Annotated in this window: 10 protein-coding genes; 2 read left to right on the top strand and 8 right to left on the bottom strand. The window is 44.1% G+C overall.

Features of this window, described 5'->3' with window-relative positions:
• Positions 1–119: 119 nt before the first annotated feature.
• From kdsB to ACXAER_RS00165, 5 genes are all read right to left on the bottom strand, one after another.
• A complete protein-coding gene (gene kdsB / locus ACXAER_RS00185; protein WP_474825460.1) occupies positions 120–869 on the bottom strand; it encodes a 3-deoxy-manno-octulosonate cytidylyltransferase in 750 nt (249 codons plus the stop codon).
• Between the two features lie 44 nt (positions 870–913).
• Positions 914–1108: a Trm112 family protein gene (locus tag ACXAER_RS00180; protein WP_334060521.1), complete on the bottom strand. Its 195-nt coding sequence runs from the start codon at positions 1106–1108 to the stop codon at positions 914–916.
• 5 nt (positions 1109–1113) lie between these two features.
• Entirely contained in the window at positions 1114–2145 is a 1032-nt protein-coding gene (lpxK, locus tag ACXAER_RS00175) for a tetraacyldisaccharide 4'-kinase (RefSeq protein WP_474825458.1), read from the bottom strand.
• Positions 2142–3890 carry a lipid A export permease/ATP-binding protein MsbA gene (gene msbA / locus ACXAER_RS00170; protein ID WP_474825456.1) on the bottom strand — a complete coding sequence of 583 codons (1749 nt, stop codon included), beginning with the start codon at positions 3888–3890 and terminating at the stop codon, positions 2142–2144. Before msbA ends, lpxK begins: the two co-directional genes overlap by 4 nt.
• A 291-nt stretch (positions 3891–4181) precedes the next feature.
• On the bottom strand, positions 4182–6965 hold the full coding sequence (locus ACXAER_RS00165; protein ID WP_474825454.1) for a DNA internalization-related competence protein ComEC/Rec2: 2784 nt from the start codon (positions 6963–6965) through the stop codon (positions 4182–4184).
• 120 nt (positions 6966–7085) lie between these two features.
• On the opposite strand from ACXAER_RS00165, the gene ACXAER_RS00160 reads away from it, so the two are divergent.
• Positions 7086–7613, top strand: coding sequence for a DUF2062 domain-containing protein (locus tag ACXAER_RS00160; protein WP_179983377.1), 528 nt, complete (start codon positions 7086–7088; stop codon positions 7611–7613).
• A 230-nt stretch (positions 7614–7843) separates the two neighbouring features.
• Here the strand turns inward: ACXAER_RS00160 and ligA are convergent, their stop codons facing one another.
• The 3 genes from ligA to smc all read right to left on the bottom strand — a co-directional run bounded on the left by ligA (position 7844) and on the right by smc (position 15263).
• Complete coding sequence (ligA, locus tag ACXAER_RS00155) at positions 7844–9880, bottom strand: NAD-dependent DNA ligase LigA (protein ID WP_474825452.1); 2037 nt, start codon at positions 9878–9880, stop codon at positions 7844–7846.
• A 248-nt stretch (positions 9881–10128) separates the two neighbouring features.
• Positions 10129–11721, bottom strand: coding sequence for a cell division protein ZipA (gene zipA, locus ACXAER_RS00150; protein WP_474825450.1), 1593 nt, complete (start codon positions 11719–11721; stop codon positions 10129–10131).
• 20 nt (positions 11722–11741) lie between these two features.
• Positions 11742–15263 carry a chromosome segregation protein SMC gene (gene smc / locus ACXAER_RS00145; protein ID WP_474825448.1) on the bottom strand — a complete coding sequence of 1174 codons (3522 nt, stop codon included), beginning with the start codon at positions 15261–15263 and terminating at the stop codon, positions 11742–11744.
• A gap of 266 nt (positions 15264–15529) precedes the next feature.
• Between smc and cysZ the strand changes: the two genes are divergently transcribed.
• A complete protein-coding gene (gene cysZ / locus ACXAER_RS00140) occupies positions 15530–16267 on the top strand; it encodes a sulfate transporter CysZ (protein WP_474825446.1) in 738 nt (245 codons plus the stop codon).
• The last annotated feature ends 56 nt before the right edge of the window (positions 16268–16323 follow it).

Here is a 16323-nt window from a genome sequence, read left to right as displayed (position 1 = left end):
GTTACAATGTGTATGCTCTAAAAAGGTTTCACTAACCTTTTACAAGAAGTGGCTGATTCATTAGGACCTATCGCTTAGTAAAGATAAGCACCAAGCCCTATTTCAGCACTCATTTCTTATTATTTTATAGTCTTCAAAAGGCGTTCTAGATCTTCTGGAGTATCAATTCCAACGGGAGGCGGCGCTATCGCAACTTCACAGTGAATTTTATCGCCATACCATATAGCACGTAGCTGCTCTAATGACTCAATTTGTTCCAGTGAACTAGGTGCATAAGCCACATATTGCTTAATGTATTGAGCGCGGTAGGCATAAATACCTATGTGACGTTTATAAAGCGACGTGTTTGCAGATTGTGGGTTTGCCATCATGTGATCCCGCTCAAAGGGAATGGGAGAACGAGAGAAGTAAATTGACTCACCCTTTTCATTCACCAATACCTTTACGATATTTGGATTAAATACGTCTTCAGCACTTTCGATTGGCGTAGACAGTGTAGCCATTTGACACTGAGGCGCATTAGCAAGGTTGTCGGCAACCTGCCTGATATTTTCTGCAGGTATAAAGGGTTCATCGCCTTGAACATTAACCACAATAGTAGCGCTGTCAATGCCTTCTTTTTCCACTACCTCGGCAATACGCTCAGTTCCTGAATGATGATTAACAGACGTCATACAGACCTTGGCAAAACCGGCCACTACGTTTTGAATACGTTCATCGTCGGTTGCCACTATGATGGTATCGGCGCCAGCTTCCTTAGCACGCTCTACTACATGTTGAATCATTGGCTTTCCGCCAATTAGTGCCAGAGGTTTGCCTGGAAACCGGCTTGAGCCATACCGAGCGGGTATCACAACTGTAAATGACATAACTTTTATTTGCCCCCCTACTTACCACTTAATTAAACGTTTTGTTAGCGTGTTGCGTCTACTTCGTCTAACGACATTGCAGTTGCTTTACTTTCAATAAGTACAGGGATGCCATCTTTAATATCAAAAGCCAACCTGTCGAATCGGCAAATTAACTGGGTGTTGTCTTCACTAAGTACTAATTTTCCCTTACACACTGGGCAAGCCAAAACTTCTAAAAGCTTCTTATCAAAGGCCATTGTTATTATTCCTGTCCGTTTTGGTGAATCTTTAAACCTGCTTTGGCAAGTTTAACGTCTACTAAATTAAAAAAATCTGGCGCCAAATGAGCGGTAACGGGTAAAAACCAGCAATCGTCGTGAGCGAAAGGTGCCGCTTTTACCGCATCTTTTTCCGTCATTAACACTCTGCCATTAGGTATATCTGAAAGCGTTATAGCATGATGATCAGCCAAAGGAGTGGCAGAAGAAAGTTGAATACCCATTTCTCTAAGCTGAGAGAAAAAACGTTGTGGAGAACCGATCCCAGCAATTGCGCTGCACGGCACTTTTTTAATCTCTTCAAGCGTTGTGGTTTTCACTCTGTTAGCCACACAGGTAAAATCCCCTGCGACTAACGTCATCAAATATTGAGGCGCTACGGCATTATTGAATGTTGGCATTGAACGACTGTTATGAATTAACGCATCAACAGTATTTAAACGCCATTGTCCTTCACGTAGTGGCCCCATTGGTAACAAAAAACCGCTGCCTACTTTTCTGTCATCCATTACCACAACTTCAACATCTCGATGAAGCGCGTAATGCTGAAGGCCGTCATCACAGATAATTAAATCACACTGCAGCTCGTCACTTAAGTAAGCGGCTCCGCGCGCGCGTACTGGGTCAATAACTACATGACACTGGCTTCTTATAGCTAATAAGCGGGGCTCGTCGCCTACTTTAGAAGCATCGTCTTCGCCGTTAACTAATCGTGGATAAAACGGCGACTTAGCGCCATACCCGCGACTCAAAATACCAACTTTTACACCTTGCTTCTTATAGTAATCGGCTAACGCCAATACAACCGGAGTTTTACCGTTTCCACCTACCGAAATATTGCCAACTACAATGACAGGCGCACTCGCTTTGTAAGTTTTTTTAAGGCCTACTTTAAATAATAAACGTCGAATTGCTGAAACAAAGTAAAACAACAGCGCAAGCGGTGAGAGAAGCCACACCAAAGGATGGCCAAAATACCACTTATCGTGCTTGGTTTTACTTTGCAATTGACTCACTTAGCCTCACCAAATTGCAATGCGTGCAGCTGTGCGTAATGACCGCCTTTTTCAAGCAACTCATTGTGTTTGCCTTTCTCGAGAATGCGGCCTTGCTCAACCACCATAATGCAGTCTGCATTTTCAATGGTAGACAAACGGTGCGCCACTACAATACTGGTACAACGTTTTTGCAGCGTTTCCAGCGCATCTTGAATTAAGCGTTCAGACTCGGTATCTAGGGCAGAAGTCGCTTCGTCCAAAATCAGAATGGGCGCTTCGGCAAGGATTGCCCGAGCAATAGCAATACGCTGTCGCTGACCACCCGAAAGCATTAGTCCATTTTCACCAATAACCGTATCTAAACCATCAGGTAGGTTCGATAAGAACTCTTCAACATGCGCCATCTTAGCTGCACTCTCAATGTCTTTTCGAGATACATTCTCTCGCGCACCATAAGCAATGTTGTTCGCAATAGAATCGTTAAATAGCGTCACATTTTGTGACACGACGGCAAACTGCGCTCGCAGATTTTTTAGGTCAATGTCGTTAAGCGGCTTGTCGTCTAGGCGTATTTCACCTTCTTGCGGTACGTAAAAACGCGTAAGTAACGATGAGATTGTCGATTTACCACTTCCAGAGCGCCCTACTAACGCTATCGATTGGCCGGGGTTAGCAATAAAGCTCACATTAGATAACGCGGGCGTTTGTTTACCCGGATAAGAGAACGTAACGTCGGCAAATTCAATTTTTCCTGTGGCGCGTTCAACCTTTGTTTTACCTTTGTCTTCTTCGTCAGCTTCATCAAGGATCTCAAAGATACTGGCACACGCTGCCATGCCTTTTTGGAATTGGTTGTTAATGGTAGTGAGTTGTTTTAGAGGCTTCAGCAGCATTACCATGCAAAATACGACGTTGATAAATACACCAGCCGTTAGCTTTTCTAGCATGCCCGGCGTACTGGCTATAAACAGAACAACAGCAAGCGCTATTGATGCAATAACCTGAATTGAAGATACGCTTAATATAGAGGTCACATGAAGCTTCATTGACTGCTGGCGATTGTGATTATTTTTCTGTTTAAAGCGTTTTTGTTCTATTTCTTGGCCGCCAAACATGATCACAACTTTGTGACCTTTTACCGCCTGCTCTACTGACGACGTAAGGTTACCCATTGATTTTTGGATGCTTTTGCTAACGAGCCGAAAACGTTTACTGACAATAGATACAATCACCGCCACGATAGGGCCAATCAAAAGAAAAATAAGTGAAAGCTGCCATGAGTAATAGAACATGACACATAGCAAACCAATAACCAGCGCGCCTTCTCTCACCAATGTAAGCAGCGCCTTACCAGAGGCGTTAGCCACTTGTTCGGTGTCGTAAGTGACCTTACTTATAAGCCCGCCAACTGCATGATTATCGTGAAATGACACGGGTAAATGGATGTATTTATCGAACAGCTGTTGGCGCATGCGCATAACAACTTGGGCACCAATCCAGTTTAATGTATAGCTGCCTAAGAAATTAAACACGCCGCGCAATAGAAACAAAGGAACGATGGCGTACGCAGCCATCCGAAGATAATCTTTATCGTTATTACCTAGCGATTCATCAATCATTGGCTGTAGCTGTGAAAATACAAAAGTATCTACCGCGGAATAACCAATCATACCGATAATGGCAAACACAAAAGGCACTTTATACGCTTTCAGATACTGTAAAAAGCGCTTAATCTGATAATCCGAGTTGTCGGCTTGTTGCATGTAGTTTTTTTAACCTGTTTAAAACGTTAACGAAAACGCGTTAAGAGTATTGTACTCGTTCTCACTCTAATTCACTAATATAGAGGCAAAATTGGTTAGTCTGCCAACTAACTGAACAATGTGTGGTCACTTCACTATAATACCAACCCTCATAGGTAATTGCCCACTCAGAAGGCGCTGGCAAGGTTTCTAGCAAAGCGTGGGAATGCAGGAATGGCTTTTTACTATATACTGGATGTTGACTTGCCAGTTTTTGAGGAGCCGGCTGTTGAGGTGTTGCATGTCGAAGCGCTAGGGTTGTGCTTCAAGATGACGCGGACTGATGCCTCGCAAATACCAACGTTTGTGCAAGGTATCTCGCTGGGTATCTATACGATAGCTGTCCTGAGTAAACGTTGCCCTTACATAGCCGTGATAACTGGTTAAATAATGCTTAACTCCATGATGCTTGTATCGTCTAGCCACTTCACTTGCCGGAAACTGCCAGCGATTCTCGAAACCTTGGGTAAAGATCACAGCCTCTGGTGCAACATGCTCTATGAAAATATCAGTAGATGAGGTCTTACTGCCATGATGAGGCGCAATAAGAATATCTGCACTCAAATTTGAAAATCTTGGTATGAACGCACTTTTTGTTGCCGCCCCCTCTTCTATTTCAGGTGTATTGTTTATTTCTTCTGTGCCCTTTATTTCACGTGTACCGTTTATTTCTTGTGTGCTCTTTATTTCACTTGTACCGATTATTTCTTGTGTGCTCTTTATTTCACTTGTTATTAAAGCGTACTCACTCGCCTTTTCAATATCACCGGGTATCAAAACGCTGCCAGACTGACTAGATATTTTTACCACGCAAGACATGGCGTTATTGTCTTGCTTATTACCCTTTGGTGGCCAAAAAAATTCAATGGTCAAACTCTGCCATTGGATACGTTTGCCCCGTTCGCATCCCCCGGTAGGCGAATAAAAGCTGGCGTGTGCTGCTAAACTATGAAGCTTAACCGCAGATAAGCCCCCCGCGTGATCGTTATCACTATGTGTATGAATAACAACATCGATGCTTGAAACATGTGTACTTTCCAGAAAAGGCAGTAGGTGTGCGGTCGCTGTGTGAGCAATACCGTTAAACTGAGCACCGGAATCAATAATGATTGCTCTACTCCCTCTCGTAATAGCGATCGCGCTAGCTTGGCCTGCATCAAAAACGTGAAGCGTCCAAGGCTCGTCATTAATGGGTGACCATTTTTGAATGAAGCTAAAAAAAGGTATGGACAAAATTAGGATACATACTTTTTTGTAGCGCCATGCAGGCAACAGAAAAATAACAAAAGTAGCAAGCAAACAGAGCGTAGCGCTATTACCTTGGTGAACATCAACTGCACTTAATGAAAAGCCACTAAGCAGGTTTAACAGTGACAATAAATACTCTAACCATGCATCACTTGTTTGCATTAGTGTGCTTGCAATTCCTTGGACTGGCCCGATATGAATATAGTGAAGCAGTAATAGAGAGAGTAAACATACAGGCAGCAGCAAAGTTATAACGGGTAAGGCAATCAGATTTGCTATCAGCGCAATAATGCTCGCACTATTAAACCATATGAGGGTTAGCGGCATCATTATTAGCGTTAGCGCTATTTGCAACTTTATTAGTGACACATACCAAGGTGCTCGTTGTAGCCTCCAGGTGGTCACTAAAAACCAAATACACACCACCGCACCTACGCTTAAATAGAAGCTCGCACTTAACATTGAAAGCGGAAAAAGCAGTAAACTTAACGCCAGCATAACTAGCGCAATATTTATTGGCCGCCATGCATTTCGTTTAAGCGACAACACGCAGCCAATAGCTATCAGAACCCACGCTCGCACAACGGGCAATGCACTTCCGCTTAACAACGCGTAGTAAAAACAAATAACCACAAGAAGGCAAAGCACTATGGTTCTAATCGGCGCTTTAGTCGTTAATAACCTTGAACGTCGATTGGTATTGTTCTCTCCGACAACTGTTTTTAATTTTAGGCCTGTTGCGCTGGCTAAGAAGTACTGCACACTGCTGAATATATCGAATACGTGTTTGAGTATAAAAATTATCGGGTTAAAGGCTAGTAAACACACCCCTGCAATAAGCGATAAATGCATACCGGATATACTAAATATGTGCCCGGTACCTGTGCGTTGTAACAGCGTCCAGTTGTCTTTTGTAAGCCCGGCCTTATCCCCAAGCAGTAGCGCCCGCCACCAATTAAGGTTATTGAGATTCTGCGCTTCTAGCGTTGTCGCAAGGTCATAGCGCAATGAATGCTCATGCGCGGTTTTATCGTCCTCTATAGATTTAATATATCCAGTGAGATGAATAAACTGACTCACCAGCTGCTGCTGGCGGCTTGCGCCAACGGGATTGGCCGTGCCGTATGCAGGTTTAAGTTTAACAACCGCTGTAAACATGTCGCCGTTGTGCAAACACTTAAGTCCAGCAGACTTTTCTGACGCTTGCGGTCTCACGTGCTGCTTTACATCATCTAAATCACGCTGTGAACGATGCCCTATCTCAACATTGTCACTTAAATACTTGTATTGCTTGTGAGCAAGTCGAGCTTTAAAGTTGAAAGCATTAGAAAAAACTTCTTTAAAGGGTGTTGGTACTACGCCATCATCTAAAAATGTCGCGATCCTCTCACCATTCACAGAAGCGATGCTTACCACATAATGAAAAGCGGAGTCTGGGTTGTTACTTTTATTAGAAACACACCCTTGCGATAAAACTCGCCCCGATATTGTGACATCTTGTTGAATTTTACCCTTGGGCAGTTGCCAAGCGTAGTAAAAATGCCCTACACTCGCCACCCACAGTACGCCGAGTATTAAGCCGCTCACTGCACAACATAGCTGTAAATCAAAAATGATCTTATTGGCCCTAGGTTTTTCTAAAGAAAACAGTAAGGTGACAACAATAGCTATCACTAATATGGCAATCATCAACGCCATGGTGTGGGTACTTGGAAGTTTTTGCCATAAAACCGCACTTATTGCGCCAACGCAAAAACAGCTTAGGCAAATTGTGATACGATTGACCATGTTTTCACGTAGCAATTGACAGTAAGTGAACGTTGCTAGTGCAAAACCGTGCTACGCAATCCCGTTTGCTGTTATTTTTTCTGTCTTTTTTGATTTTATTTTCGAGATGCATTGATATTTATGCCTAAGAAATTTATTCGACGTTTTTTGCCAGATCACCAAAGCATTAAGCAAAACAAAGCGTTAAAAATATTTGGTAGCGTATTGCACGAACCTAATTTATGGCACCTGAACCGTCGCTCTGCATCTGGCGCGTTTGGCATAGGTTTGTTCTTTGCGTTTTGGCCTGTGCCGTTTCAAATGTGGCTTTCTGCAGGTTTAGCTATCCCTTTTCGAGCAAACCTACCCTTGTCTGTCGCAACAGTCTGGGTAACAAATCCATTTACCATTCCCCCCATATTTTATGGGGCTTACAAAGTGGGTACTACTGTACTTGGGACCAAACCTGAACATTTTGAATTCCAGTTTAGCTGGCAGTGGGTGGTAGAAAGCATTAACACCATTGGGCCCGCCTTTTTGGTTGGTTGTGGTATTTGCTCTGTGGTTTTCGGATTGGCAGGTTACTTTTCCTTAAACTGGGTATGGCGCTTTCAAGTGAAAAAAGCGTGGGAAAGACGCAGACAAATGCGTAATCAGACGGCTCAATAACAAAGCCCCGTAGACCAAAAAGCAGCAAGAGAAAATAGCAGCATTTGCTTTCGATAAGCATTAAAAAAACGCCACATTTCAATGTGGCGTTTTTTTTTGTTCTTATCGGAAGTGAGACTTGAGAATACCTGCGTTTTGCAACTGAACTGCGTTAGGCCGAAGAATTCTGACGAAAAGCACTATCGAAGAGACTTCGGTCTGAAAGCATTCCTAGCGTTTATTTCACAGGTCTATTTTTCATGCTCGGCAAGAAAGGCAACCAGTGCAGCTTCATCCCACACGTCTACATCAAGCTCTTGTGCCTTGGTTAACTTAGAACCTGCCTTCTCACCTGCAACAAGGAAGTCAGTGTTCTTACTCACAGATCCCGCCACCTTAGCACCAAGTAACTGTAGCCGCGATTTGGCATCAGAGCGCCCCATTTCACTTAGCGTACCGGTAATAACACAGGTTTTGCCTTCAAGTGGCAAGTTGTCTGAATCAGGCTTTTCAATGTCGGGCCAATTGATTCCTTCATTTAGAAGTGCGTCAATCACATCGGTATTATGCGACTCGTTAAAGAAGTTGAATATATGAGTAGCTACCACCTCGCCCACATCCTGCACTTCTACTAACGCTTCTAATGAAGCTTCACGAATCGCTTCCAAGGTTTCAAAATGCGCAGCTAAGTTTGCCGCTGTCGCTTCACCTACTTCACGGATCCCCAATGCGTATAGGAATTTGGCTAAGGTAGTTTGCTTTGATGCTTCAAGGGATGCCAAAAGCTTGCTTGCCGACTTTTCAGCCATACGCTCTAAGCCAACAACATCACCCAATGACAGGGTAAAGAAATCTGCGGGGCTGTGCACGAGATCGGCATCTACTAGTTGGTCAACGAGTTTATCGCCCAGTCCATCTATATCAAACGCTTTACGCGAGGCGAAGTGTTTAAGCGCCTGTTTACGTTGCGCTGCACAAATTAACCCTCCGGTACAGCGAGCGACTGCTTCATCTTCAAGCTTTTCAACTTGTGAGTCACACACTGGGCACTGACTTGGGAAACTAATGTCAGTTTCACTACCCGTGCGATTTGCTTCAACCACAGAAACTACCTGAGGAATAACATCACCGGCACGACGAATAACAACAGTGTCGCCAACTTTAACGCCCAATCTAGAAATTTCATCCTGATTATGTAGTGTGGCATTAGACACGGTAACGCCACCTACAAAAACAGGCTCTAAACGCGCTACGGGTGTGATTGCCCCGGTTCTGCCCACCTGAAACTCAACGTCTACCAGTTTGGTTACTTCCTCTTGCGCGGGAAATTTCTGCGCAATCGCCCAACGCGGTGCGCGGGCTACAAAACCAAGGGTATTTTGCAATTCAATACTGTCTACCTTAAACACGACACCATCAATGTCATAAGGCAAGTTATCGCGCTTTTCCAGAATATGGTTGTAATAATTTAAACAGCCCTTACCGCCTTCAGCAGTGTCAATGTCTGGGCACAATGGCAGCCCCCATTTACCTAATTGTGCAAGGCGCGCGCTGTGGGTTGTAGGTAGTTCAAAGCTTTCTGGTTGTACTACGCCTAGTGAGTACGCATAAAACATCAGCGGGCGTTTAGCGGTGATTTTCGAGTCTAACTGACGCAAACTTCCGGCTGCGGCATTGCGCGGATTGGCAAAGACCTTACCGCCCGTTTCTTTTTGATGTTCGTTTAATTTTGCAAAGCCATCTCGCGGCATAAACACTTCACCACGCACCTCGACGCGATCTGGATAGTGGTCGCCACGAAGGGTTAAAGGTACATTTGAAATAGTACGCACGTTAGCAGTAATGTTTTCGCCTACCTGTCCATCGCCCCGCGTTGCAGCGCGAACTAATTCACCGTTTTCGTACAAAATACTCACGGCTAAGCCATCTAACTTAGGCTCACAGCTAAAATCCAAAGTAGCAGTATCTTTAAGCCTGTCTTTTAAGCGCTTCTCAAATGCCAATAGAGACTCTTCATCAAAGGCGTTATCTAGCGACAGCATAGGCACATCGTGTGTCACTTGCTCAAATGCAGACAGCGCAGCGCCTCCCACCTTTTGGCTTGGAGAATTTGGGCTATGCAACTCAGGAAATTGTTTTTCAAGCGCTATTAGCGCCTGCATATCTCTATCATAAACCGCATCGGGAACCGAAGGATCGTCTAGTACATAGTACTGGTAATTGTATTCATTTAACGTGTTGCGAAGTTGAGCAACTTGTTGCTTTGCTTGTTCTAAAGAGTCTGACATGGAGATGTTTTCACGCCGTATAAATAATTAAAAGTTTTACAATTTGTAGCTTAGGTGACTTAACCTAAACGACCTTTTGCTTCAAATGAGGCATTGAACCGCCGTCTTTTTAGTCGGCTAGTATAATTTGTATCCTCGCTGTAGCGCTATTTAATAGAAAAGGACCTGGGTATGAGCCAAGTCCTTTTTATTACGCTAACACGCAAGCACGTACAAAGCGTGCGATATAGACAGTTGAATAGCTTACGTTAGCCGCGAGCAATCATACGCTTGCGTTCAAATTCACGAATTTTTTCAACGTATTGCTGTAGGCCTTGTTTAGTTAACACGCTTCGACGCCCGTCTAGTACCTGAGCACCAAACTCGTCTGCCAACTTACGAGCCGCGTTGTGCATCATATTGAATACTTGATGAGGGTCGCCTTCAATGGGCAATATCATAAACAAAGATACACCTTGGGTCTCAAAATTTTCCAGGTTATCAATATCAAAAACACCAGGCTTAAACATATTAGCAAGGCTAAATAATACTGGCCCCTTGCCGTTGGAGTTTACATGACGGTGGAAGATATCTTGGTCGCCAAACTTAAACCCTAGTGTAAGCAGCATAGGTAAAAGCGCAGCACCAGAAATCGGCTCACCTTCTGGCGTTCTTACGTTCAACACCAATACTTCAGGTTCAACACTTGACGGTTTCGCAGCCTCAGATGAGCTGGTCGCACCGTCACTGTGTGTGTCATTAGCGCTGAAGCTCTCTTCACCAAAATCAGTGTTACCTTGCTCACTGGTGTCGAAGTCTATACGCATTTGGTCATCACCAAAATTAGGCTCTTCACGCTTTTTAACCGGTGCTTTGTTTCGCTTACTACGTGCAAAACGTCGCGGCTGTTCATTTTCTTCCTGGGTACCCCGTGAAGAAGATACCTCCCCTTGCGCGTCTAAACTAAAGTCAGCCACTTCTCGCTCGTTTTTAGTTGGCGCTTGAACTGTTGCTGGTTCTTCTTCAAGCGTAGGGTCCACATAAAACTTTTGCGCAGGACGAATGGGTGCTGCAGGAGCCTGTTCAGGTTGTGCCTTAGTTTGATTGTCAGAGTACCCGTTATTTGCGCTATTCGCGTTATTTGCGTTTGATGACGCTGTATAAGACGCGTTTTGCGCACTGTCTTCTCGTTGAGCTTGTGACTCTGAGTGAGCTTCATCGTCACCCTCTCGAAGCAAGAAACCTGGAGGCTCAGGGAAAGCTGCAACCTTGTCATCGCTTTTATTTGTTGCAGTATCAATCGAGCGAGCCTGCCCTTTCATGTGAGGCTTGGGATTTGTTACCACTGAACCATACAGCTTGGGCGCTTCTTGAGCGTCTTCTTTATCGCTCTCTTTTTCACTTTCTTTTAGGGCTGGCGACATCGACGAATTATCTTTACTGCTGGCGTCATTGCGCTCTTCGCCAGCGGCATCCTTGTTGCTATGAACATCACTGGATGGAGTAGATTGAAAAGAGCGATTGCTTTCATCATCACCAAACTTTGGAGGCTCGCTGTCGTCACCTGGGTTATTCAAGGTGTCATCAAACGATGGGCTCGAAGATGCACTGTTCTCATCTGCTCTATTATGCGAGCTTTGCGAATTGCTAACCACTCGAACCGCACCAATGCCGAGTTCATCAAAGCTTTCCTGTGCTCCAGCTTCTATTTCGCTATCGTCGTCTTGCCACTGTCGGGGCTCTAAGCGCTCTTTTTCCGAAGGCTTTCCGTTTTTACGAATTTTCCAAATACCGTGGGCAAGCACTGCAAGAATAAAAACCGTGCCTCCAAGGAGTAAAAATAGACGTAATTGATCTTCCATTTAATTTCTTTCGCCCTTTGTTATGCTTCTGCGAAGGCTACGGCTTCATCAACATCAACAGCTACCATACGTGAAACTCCAGGTTCCGCCATAGTAACACCAGTTAAGTGACTAGCCATTTCCATCGCTATTTTATTGTGGGTGATATAAATAAACTGCACTGTTTGTGACATTTCTGACACTAAGTTACAAAAGCGCCCTACATTTGCATCATCCAATGGTGCATCTACTTCATCCAGCAAACAAAATGGTGCTGGATTTAATCTGAAAATAGCAAACACCAATGATAAAGCGGTTAATGCTTTTTCTCCACCGCTTAAGAGGTGAATCGTACTATTTTTCTTACCCGGAGGGCGAGCCATTATCGTCACCCCGGTCTCCAATAAGTCATCATCGGTAAGTGCAAGGTATGCTGATCCACCGCCGAAGACCTTAGGAAATAGCATTTTAAGGTCTTCGTTAACCTGCTCAAAAGTATTTGAAAAACGCGTGCGGGTTTCTTTATCAATTTTCCGAATGGCTGATTGTAGCGTTTCCAAGGCTTCAGTAAGGTCGTTGTGCTGTGTATCTAAATGAGATTTTCTTTCTGACTGGGCTTCAAATTCTTCAACCGCAGCTAAGTTCACTGCCCCTAAACGCTGCAAATTAGCCTGCGTTTTTTCAAGGTCATCTTGCCAGCGTTTCTCTTCGGCGTCTTCGGGTAAGGTTTCTAGAATGTTTTTCAGTGACTGCTGTGTTTCGTCAAGCTGCTCTAGGATCGTGTTTGCGCGTACACGATACCCTTCAATATCAATGTTTAGTTTATCAATGTTTGTCTGTCGGGTTTGAATGTCTTTACCTAGAGCCTGATGCCCTTTTTCAGCTTCTCGCAACCATTGCTCAATATCTTCAAGGCTGCGCTGCTTAGCGCTTTTCAGCTGTTCTAATTCCGCTTTGTTTTCTAACAGCGACTGAAGTTCTGCTTCCTGAATTTCTTCAGGAGACGTCAGGTGCGCTAGTTCTTTTTGCAACCTTTCTTTGTTTTTTATGTATTCTTCACGCTGCTTGAGGTTACGTGTAACCTGTTCACTGTATAAGTTTTGATGATTTTCAAGCTGCTGCTTTTTTAACGCAAGCTCATGATTTTGCGACGTTAATGAATCGACTGAGGCCCGCAATTCTGACGTAGTTCGCTCATTTTCTTCACGCTTGGTGTTAACTTCATCAATGTGCACTTCATATTCAAGAATCTGCGCTTCTTGAAGTTCTAGTTTTTCAGAAAGTTGCGCTAACTGCTCTTCTTCTTTAACAAGCATTAACTCTTGTTTTGATAATTCATCACTAAGTTTGGCACTGCGACTAGACTGCTGCTCTTGCTGCATTTCAAGAAAAGAAAGCTTGTTTTTGATTTGAGCTCGTTGGTTTTCTTTTTCAGCTAAGGCGTTTTGAGCCGTATGCTTTTGAGCTTCGCTTGTTTTAAGAGCCTGCTTCGCTTCCTCAATGGAATGCTCAATTTCTTCAATGAGACTTTCAGCGGCCTCAATTTCATCTGTAAGTGCTTTAATCTTGTTAGCACGCTGCAAAGCACCGTCATTCACCTCACCTGGTTTAACAACCCAATGAGAGCTTGCCCATAAACCTGTAGGTGAAATTGCGCTAGAAAAGCCATTACCATCGCTTTTCATCTCGTCATCAGATAAGTGTTCCACCTTTCTTGTCAGGTCTTTATCGTCTTCACACAGGTAGATATCATCAAAAAATGCGGGCACCCGTGCCGGTGGAGTGTGACTACCGCTAAGCTCAGTTAATAAAGCATGAGCTAAAGATTCAGATTTTGCCGAAGTTACAAACACGCTTTCGGTGTACACCTTTATGCCGGTGGGCAGATGCTCTTTGTTTTTAAGAAGCTCTTTTAAGGGGTAGCTTTTTGCGACAACAGGATCTTTTGCGTGCTGTAATATAGCCTCTATACAGGGTGCAAGCTTTTGACTTGAGCTAAATTGTTGCCAAAGCTTTTCAATTCCCTCTAATAGCGTATCTTCGAAGCTAGAGGCGTCTTGCTGAAGTGCTTCTAATGCAGATTTGGTTGACTGGGCGGTTTGCAGCTGACCCAGCGCATCCCGTCGTTTTGCTTCAATGGTTTGCACTTCAGCATGTTGTTTTTGCGCATTCTCGCTAGCTGCTTGAACCGCCTGTTTACCTTCATCAATATCAAAATCTAGCTCGTTTGCTTGCTCATCTAGCAATGCAATTTGCTCTGAGTAATCTTCGTCATCGAGTTGTTTTAGCTCGTCTTGCAGTTCGCTAATACGCTGAGATGTACGAAGCTGCATACTCATTGTGGACTGAATTTGGCTATGACACTGTTGCACGTCTTGTCGAAGCTGGTTGTACGTTTGCTCTTGCTCACGTGCTTTTGCGTTAAATTCTCTTAGCGCCTGCTCAACGTCTTCAAAACGCGCTTTTGCGTGTTCCAACTCGGCTTCTTTCAGTACAAGCTCTGGTTCAATGTTTTCAAGCGCCTCGTTTGATACGGCAAGTGCTTCCTGTGCCTCATCAATAGAGTGGTTTAGCAACTCATGCTGTTCGTTGATTCGCGCTAACTCTTGCTCTATTTGCCCTTTTCGCTGTTTCGCATGCAGAGCGTTTTGCTCTAATCGCGTAATTGCATTGCTTGTGGTGAATAACTGCTGCTGCAGATCATCGATGACTTGCTTGGTTTCAACCTGCTTAGTTTTATACGACTCAAGCCCGGCTTCATCACCTTGTAACCTGGCAGTCAAATCGTCGACTTCTATTTGCAGTGTTTGCTGCTGTTTTTGTAACGCTTCAATATGTTCGCTATTTTTAAGAAATCTAATTGCCGCAAGCTGGCCTTTTAACTCTCGAGCCTGTGCGCGCAACGTTTTATAGCGGGTTGCTGCGGCAGCTTGTCGCTGTAATTTTTCTAACTGCTTGCCAAGTTCATCGCGCACATCGTTTAAGCGTTCAAGGTTGTCCTGCGTGTGTCTTATGCGATTTTCTGTTTCTCTGCGACGCTCTTTGTACTTTGATATACCCGCAGCTTCTTCAATAAACACACGCAGTTCTTGTGGCTTAGATTCGATAAGCCGTGAGATCATACCTTGCTCGATAATGGCGTAAGAACGTGGGCCTAACCCCGTTCCCAAAAATAGATCGGTAACGTCTCGCCTGCGACATTTGGTACCGTTGAGAAAATAAGTCGATGTAGCATCTCGGGTAACTAATCGTTTAACAGACAGCTCGTTGTAGTTTGCAAATTCGCCCGCGATCCGCCCTGCACTATTATCGAAAACAAGTTCAACGCTACACTGCCCAACAGGTTTTCGTGAAGATGAACCGTTGAAGATCACGTCTGTCATCGCATCGCCGCGTAAGTTCTTCGCTGAGCTTTCACCTAATACCCAGCGAACAGCATCAATAACATTGGATTTACCACAGCCGTTCGGGCCAACAATGGCAGTCATTTCCCCAGGAAACGGTATAGTAGTAGGCTCAACAAAGGACTTGAAGCCCGCAAGCTTTATCTTCTTAAGCCTCACGCATCATCCCTCTGATATACAGAGTTGCCGGACGAAATCGTCATAGCTTCAGCCCAATACCCCTTGGTGGGATGCTGAATTAGCAGATGATATGGAAATGATGTAATCACACAGAAGGTTCTTTTGTTATTATATTTCGACTCTACCAAAACTAACAGCTTGTAACAATTACCATTTCAGTGAGTTGGGCACAGAATGCGCCAAGGGCGTATGATAGAGAAAATAGTTAATAAACAAAGTGTTTAAAATAACGCGAAGGAGTACGAATGAGTTCAGGTGGTGTGCATTATTTCTTTGAAGGCTTTTCGCTTATCAAAACGAAAGGGCTAAAGCGTTTCGTGTTTGTGCCCCTGACTATAAACCTTGTTCTGTTTTCCGTTGCTTTTTATTTCTTGTTCGGTCAAATAGAAATGGGCATAGCCTATGTTATTGACCTTGTACCAGAATGGTTAGGCTGGATAAAAACGGCTATCAGTTTCTTCTTATGGCCTTTAGCAGTTATAAGCGTATTGCTTATTTTCGCACTTATTTTTGGCACCCTAGCCAACTGGATTGCCGCGCCTTTCAACGGCGTGTTATCAGAAAAGGTTGAGCGTCATTTAACAGGCCAAGACCTTGGTGATGAAGGCGTTATGTCGTTGGTAAAAGACATTCCTAGAACTGTAGGTCGCGAACTGACTAAGCTCATTTGGTATTTTCCTCGTGCCATCGGTTTTTTATTACTGTTCTTTTTCTTACCCATTATCGGGCAAGTGCTTTGGTTCTTATTTAACGCCTGGATGATGGCGATACAGTATTGTGATTATCCCTATGATAACCACAAGGTGGATTTCACAAGGATGCGCTTGCACCTGGGCGAACACAAAGGAAAAGCAATGACCTTTGGCATGATGGTAAACCTGTTCTCGCTCATTCCAGTGGTGAACTTCATTGTTATGCCGGTAGCAATTTGTGGTGCCACATCTATGTGGGTAAGAGAGCTGAAGCCTACGCTTCGTGGGTAGCGAGAAATAACCCGCTTTTGCTAAGCAGCAACGGGGTTATATGGTCTATATGGGTT

The organism is Alteromonas sp. AWJ4_199, from assembly GCF_056159165.1.
This window is presented reverse-complemented; position numbering and strand designations above follow the sequence as displayed.

What these genes read in the sequence shown, in the direction of transcription:
- kdsB (WP_474825460.1), bottom strand. Translation starts at nt 869, where the DNA reads ATGTCATTTACAGTTGTGATACCCGCTCGGTATGGCTCAAGCCGGTTT.
- ACXAER_RS00180 (WP_334060521.1), bottom strand. Translation starts at nt 1,108, where the DNA reads ATGGCCTTTGATAAGAAGCTTTTAGAAGTTTTGGCTTGCCCAGTGTGT.
- msbA (WP_474825456.1), bottom strand. Translation starts at nt 3,890, where the DNA reads ATGCAACAAGCCGACAACTCGGATTATCAGATTAAGCGCTTTTTACAG.
- ACXAER_RS00165 (WP_474825454.1), bottom strand. Translation starts at nt 6,965, where the DNA reads ATGGTCAATCGTATCACAATTTGCCTAAGCTGTTTTTGCGTTGGCGCA.
- ACXAER_RS00160 (WP_179983377.1), top strand. Translation starts at nt 7,086, where the DNA reads ATGCCTAAGAAATTTATTCGACGTTTTTTGCCAGATCACCAAAGCATT.
- ligA (WP_474825452.1), bottom strand. Translation starts at nt 9,880, where the DNA reads ATGTCAGACTCTTTAGAACAAGCAAAGCAACAAGTTGCTCAACTTCGC.
- zipA (WP_474825450.1), bottom strand. Translation starts at nt 11,721, where the DNA reads ATGGAAGATCAATTACGTCTATTTTTACTCCTTGGAGGCACGGTTTTT.
- cysZ (WP_474825446.1), top strand. Translation starts at nt 15,530, where the DNA reads ATGAGTTCAGGTGGTGTGCATTATTTCTTTGAAGGCTTTTCGCTTATC.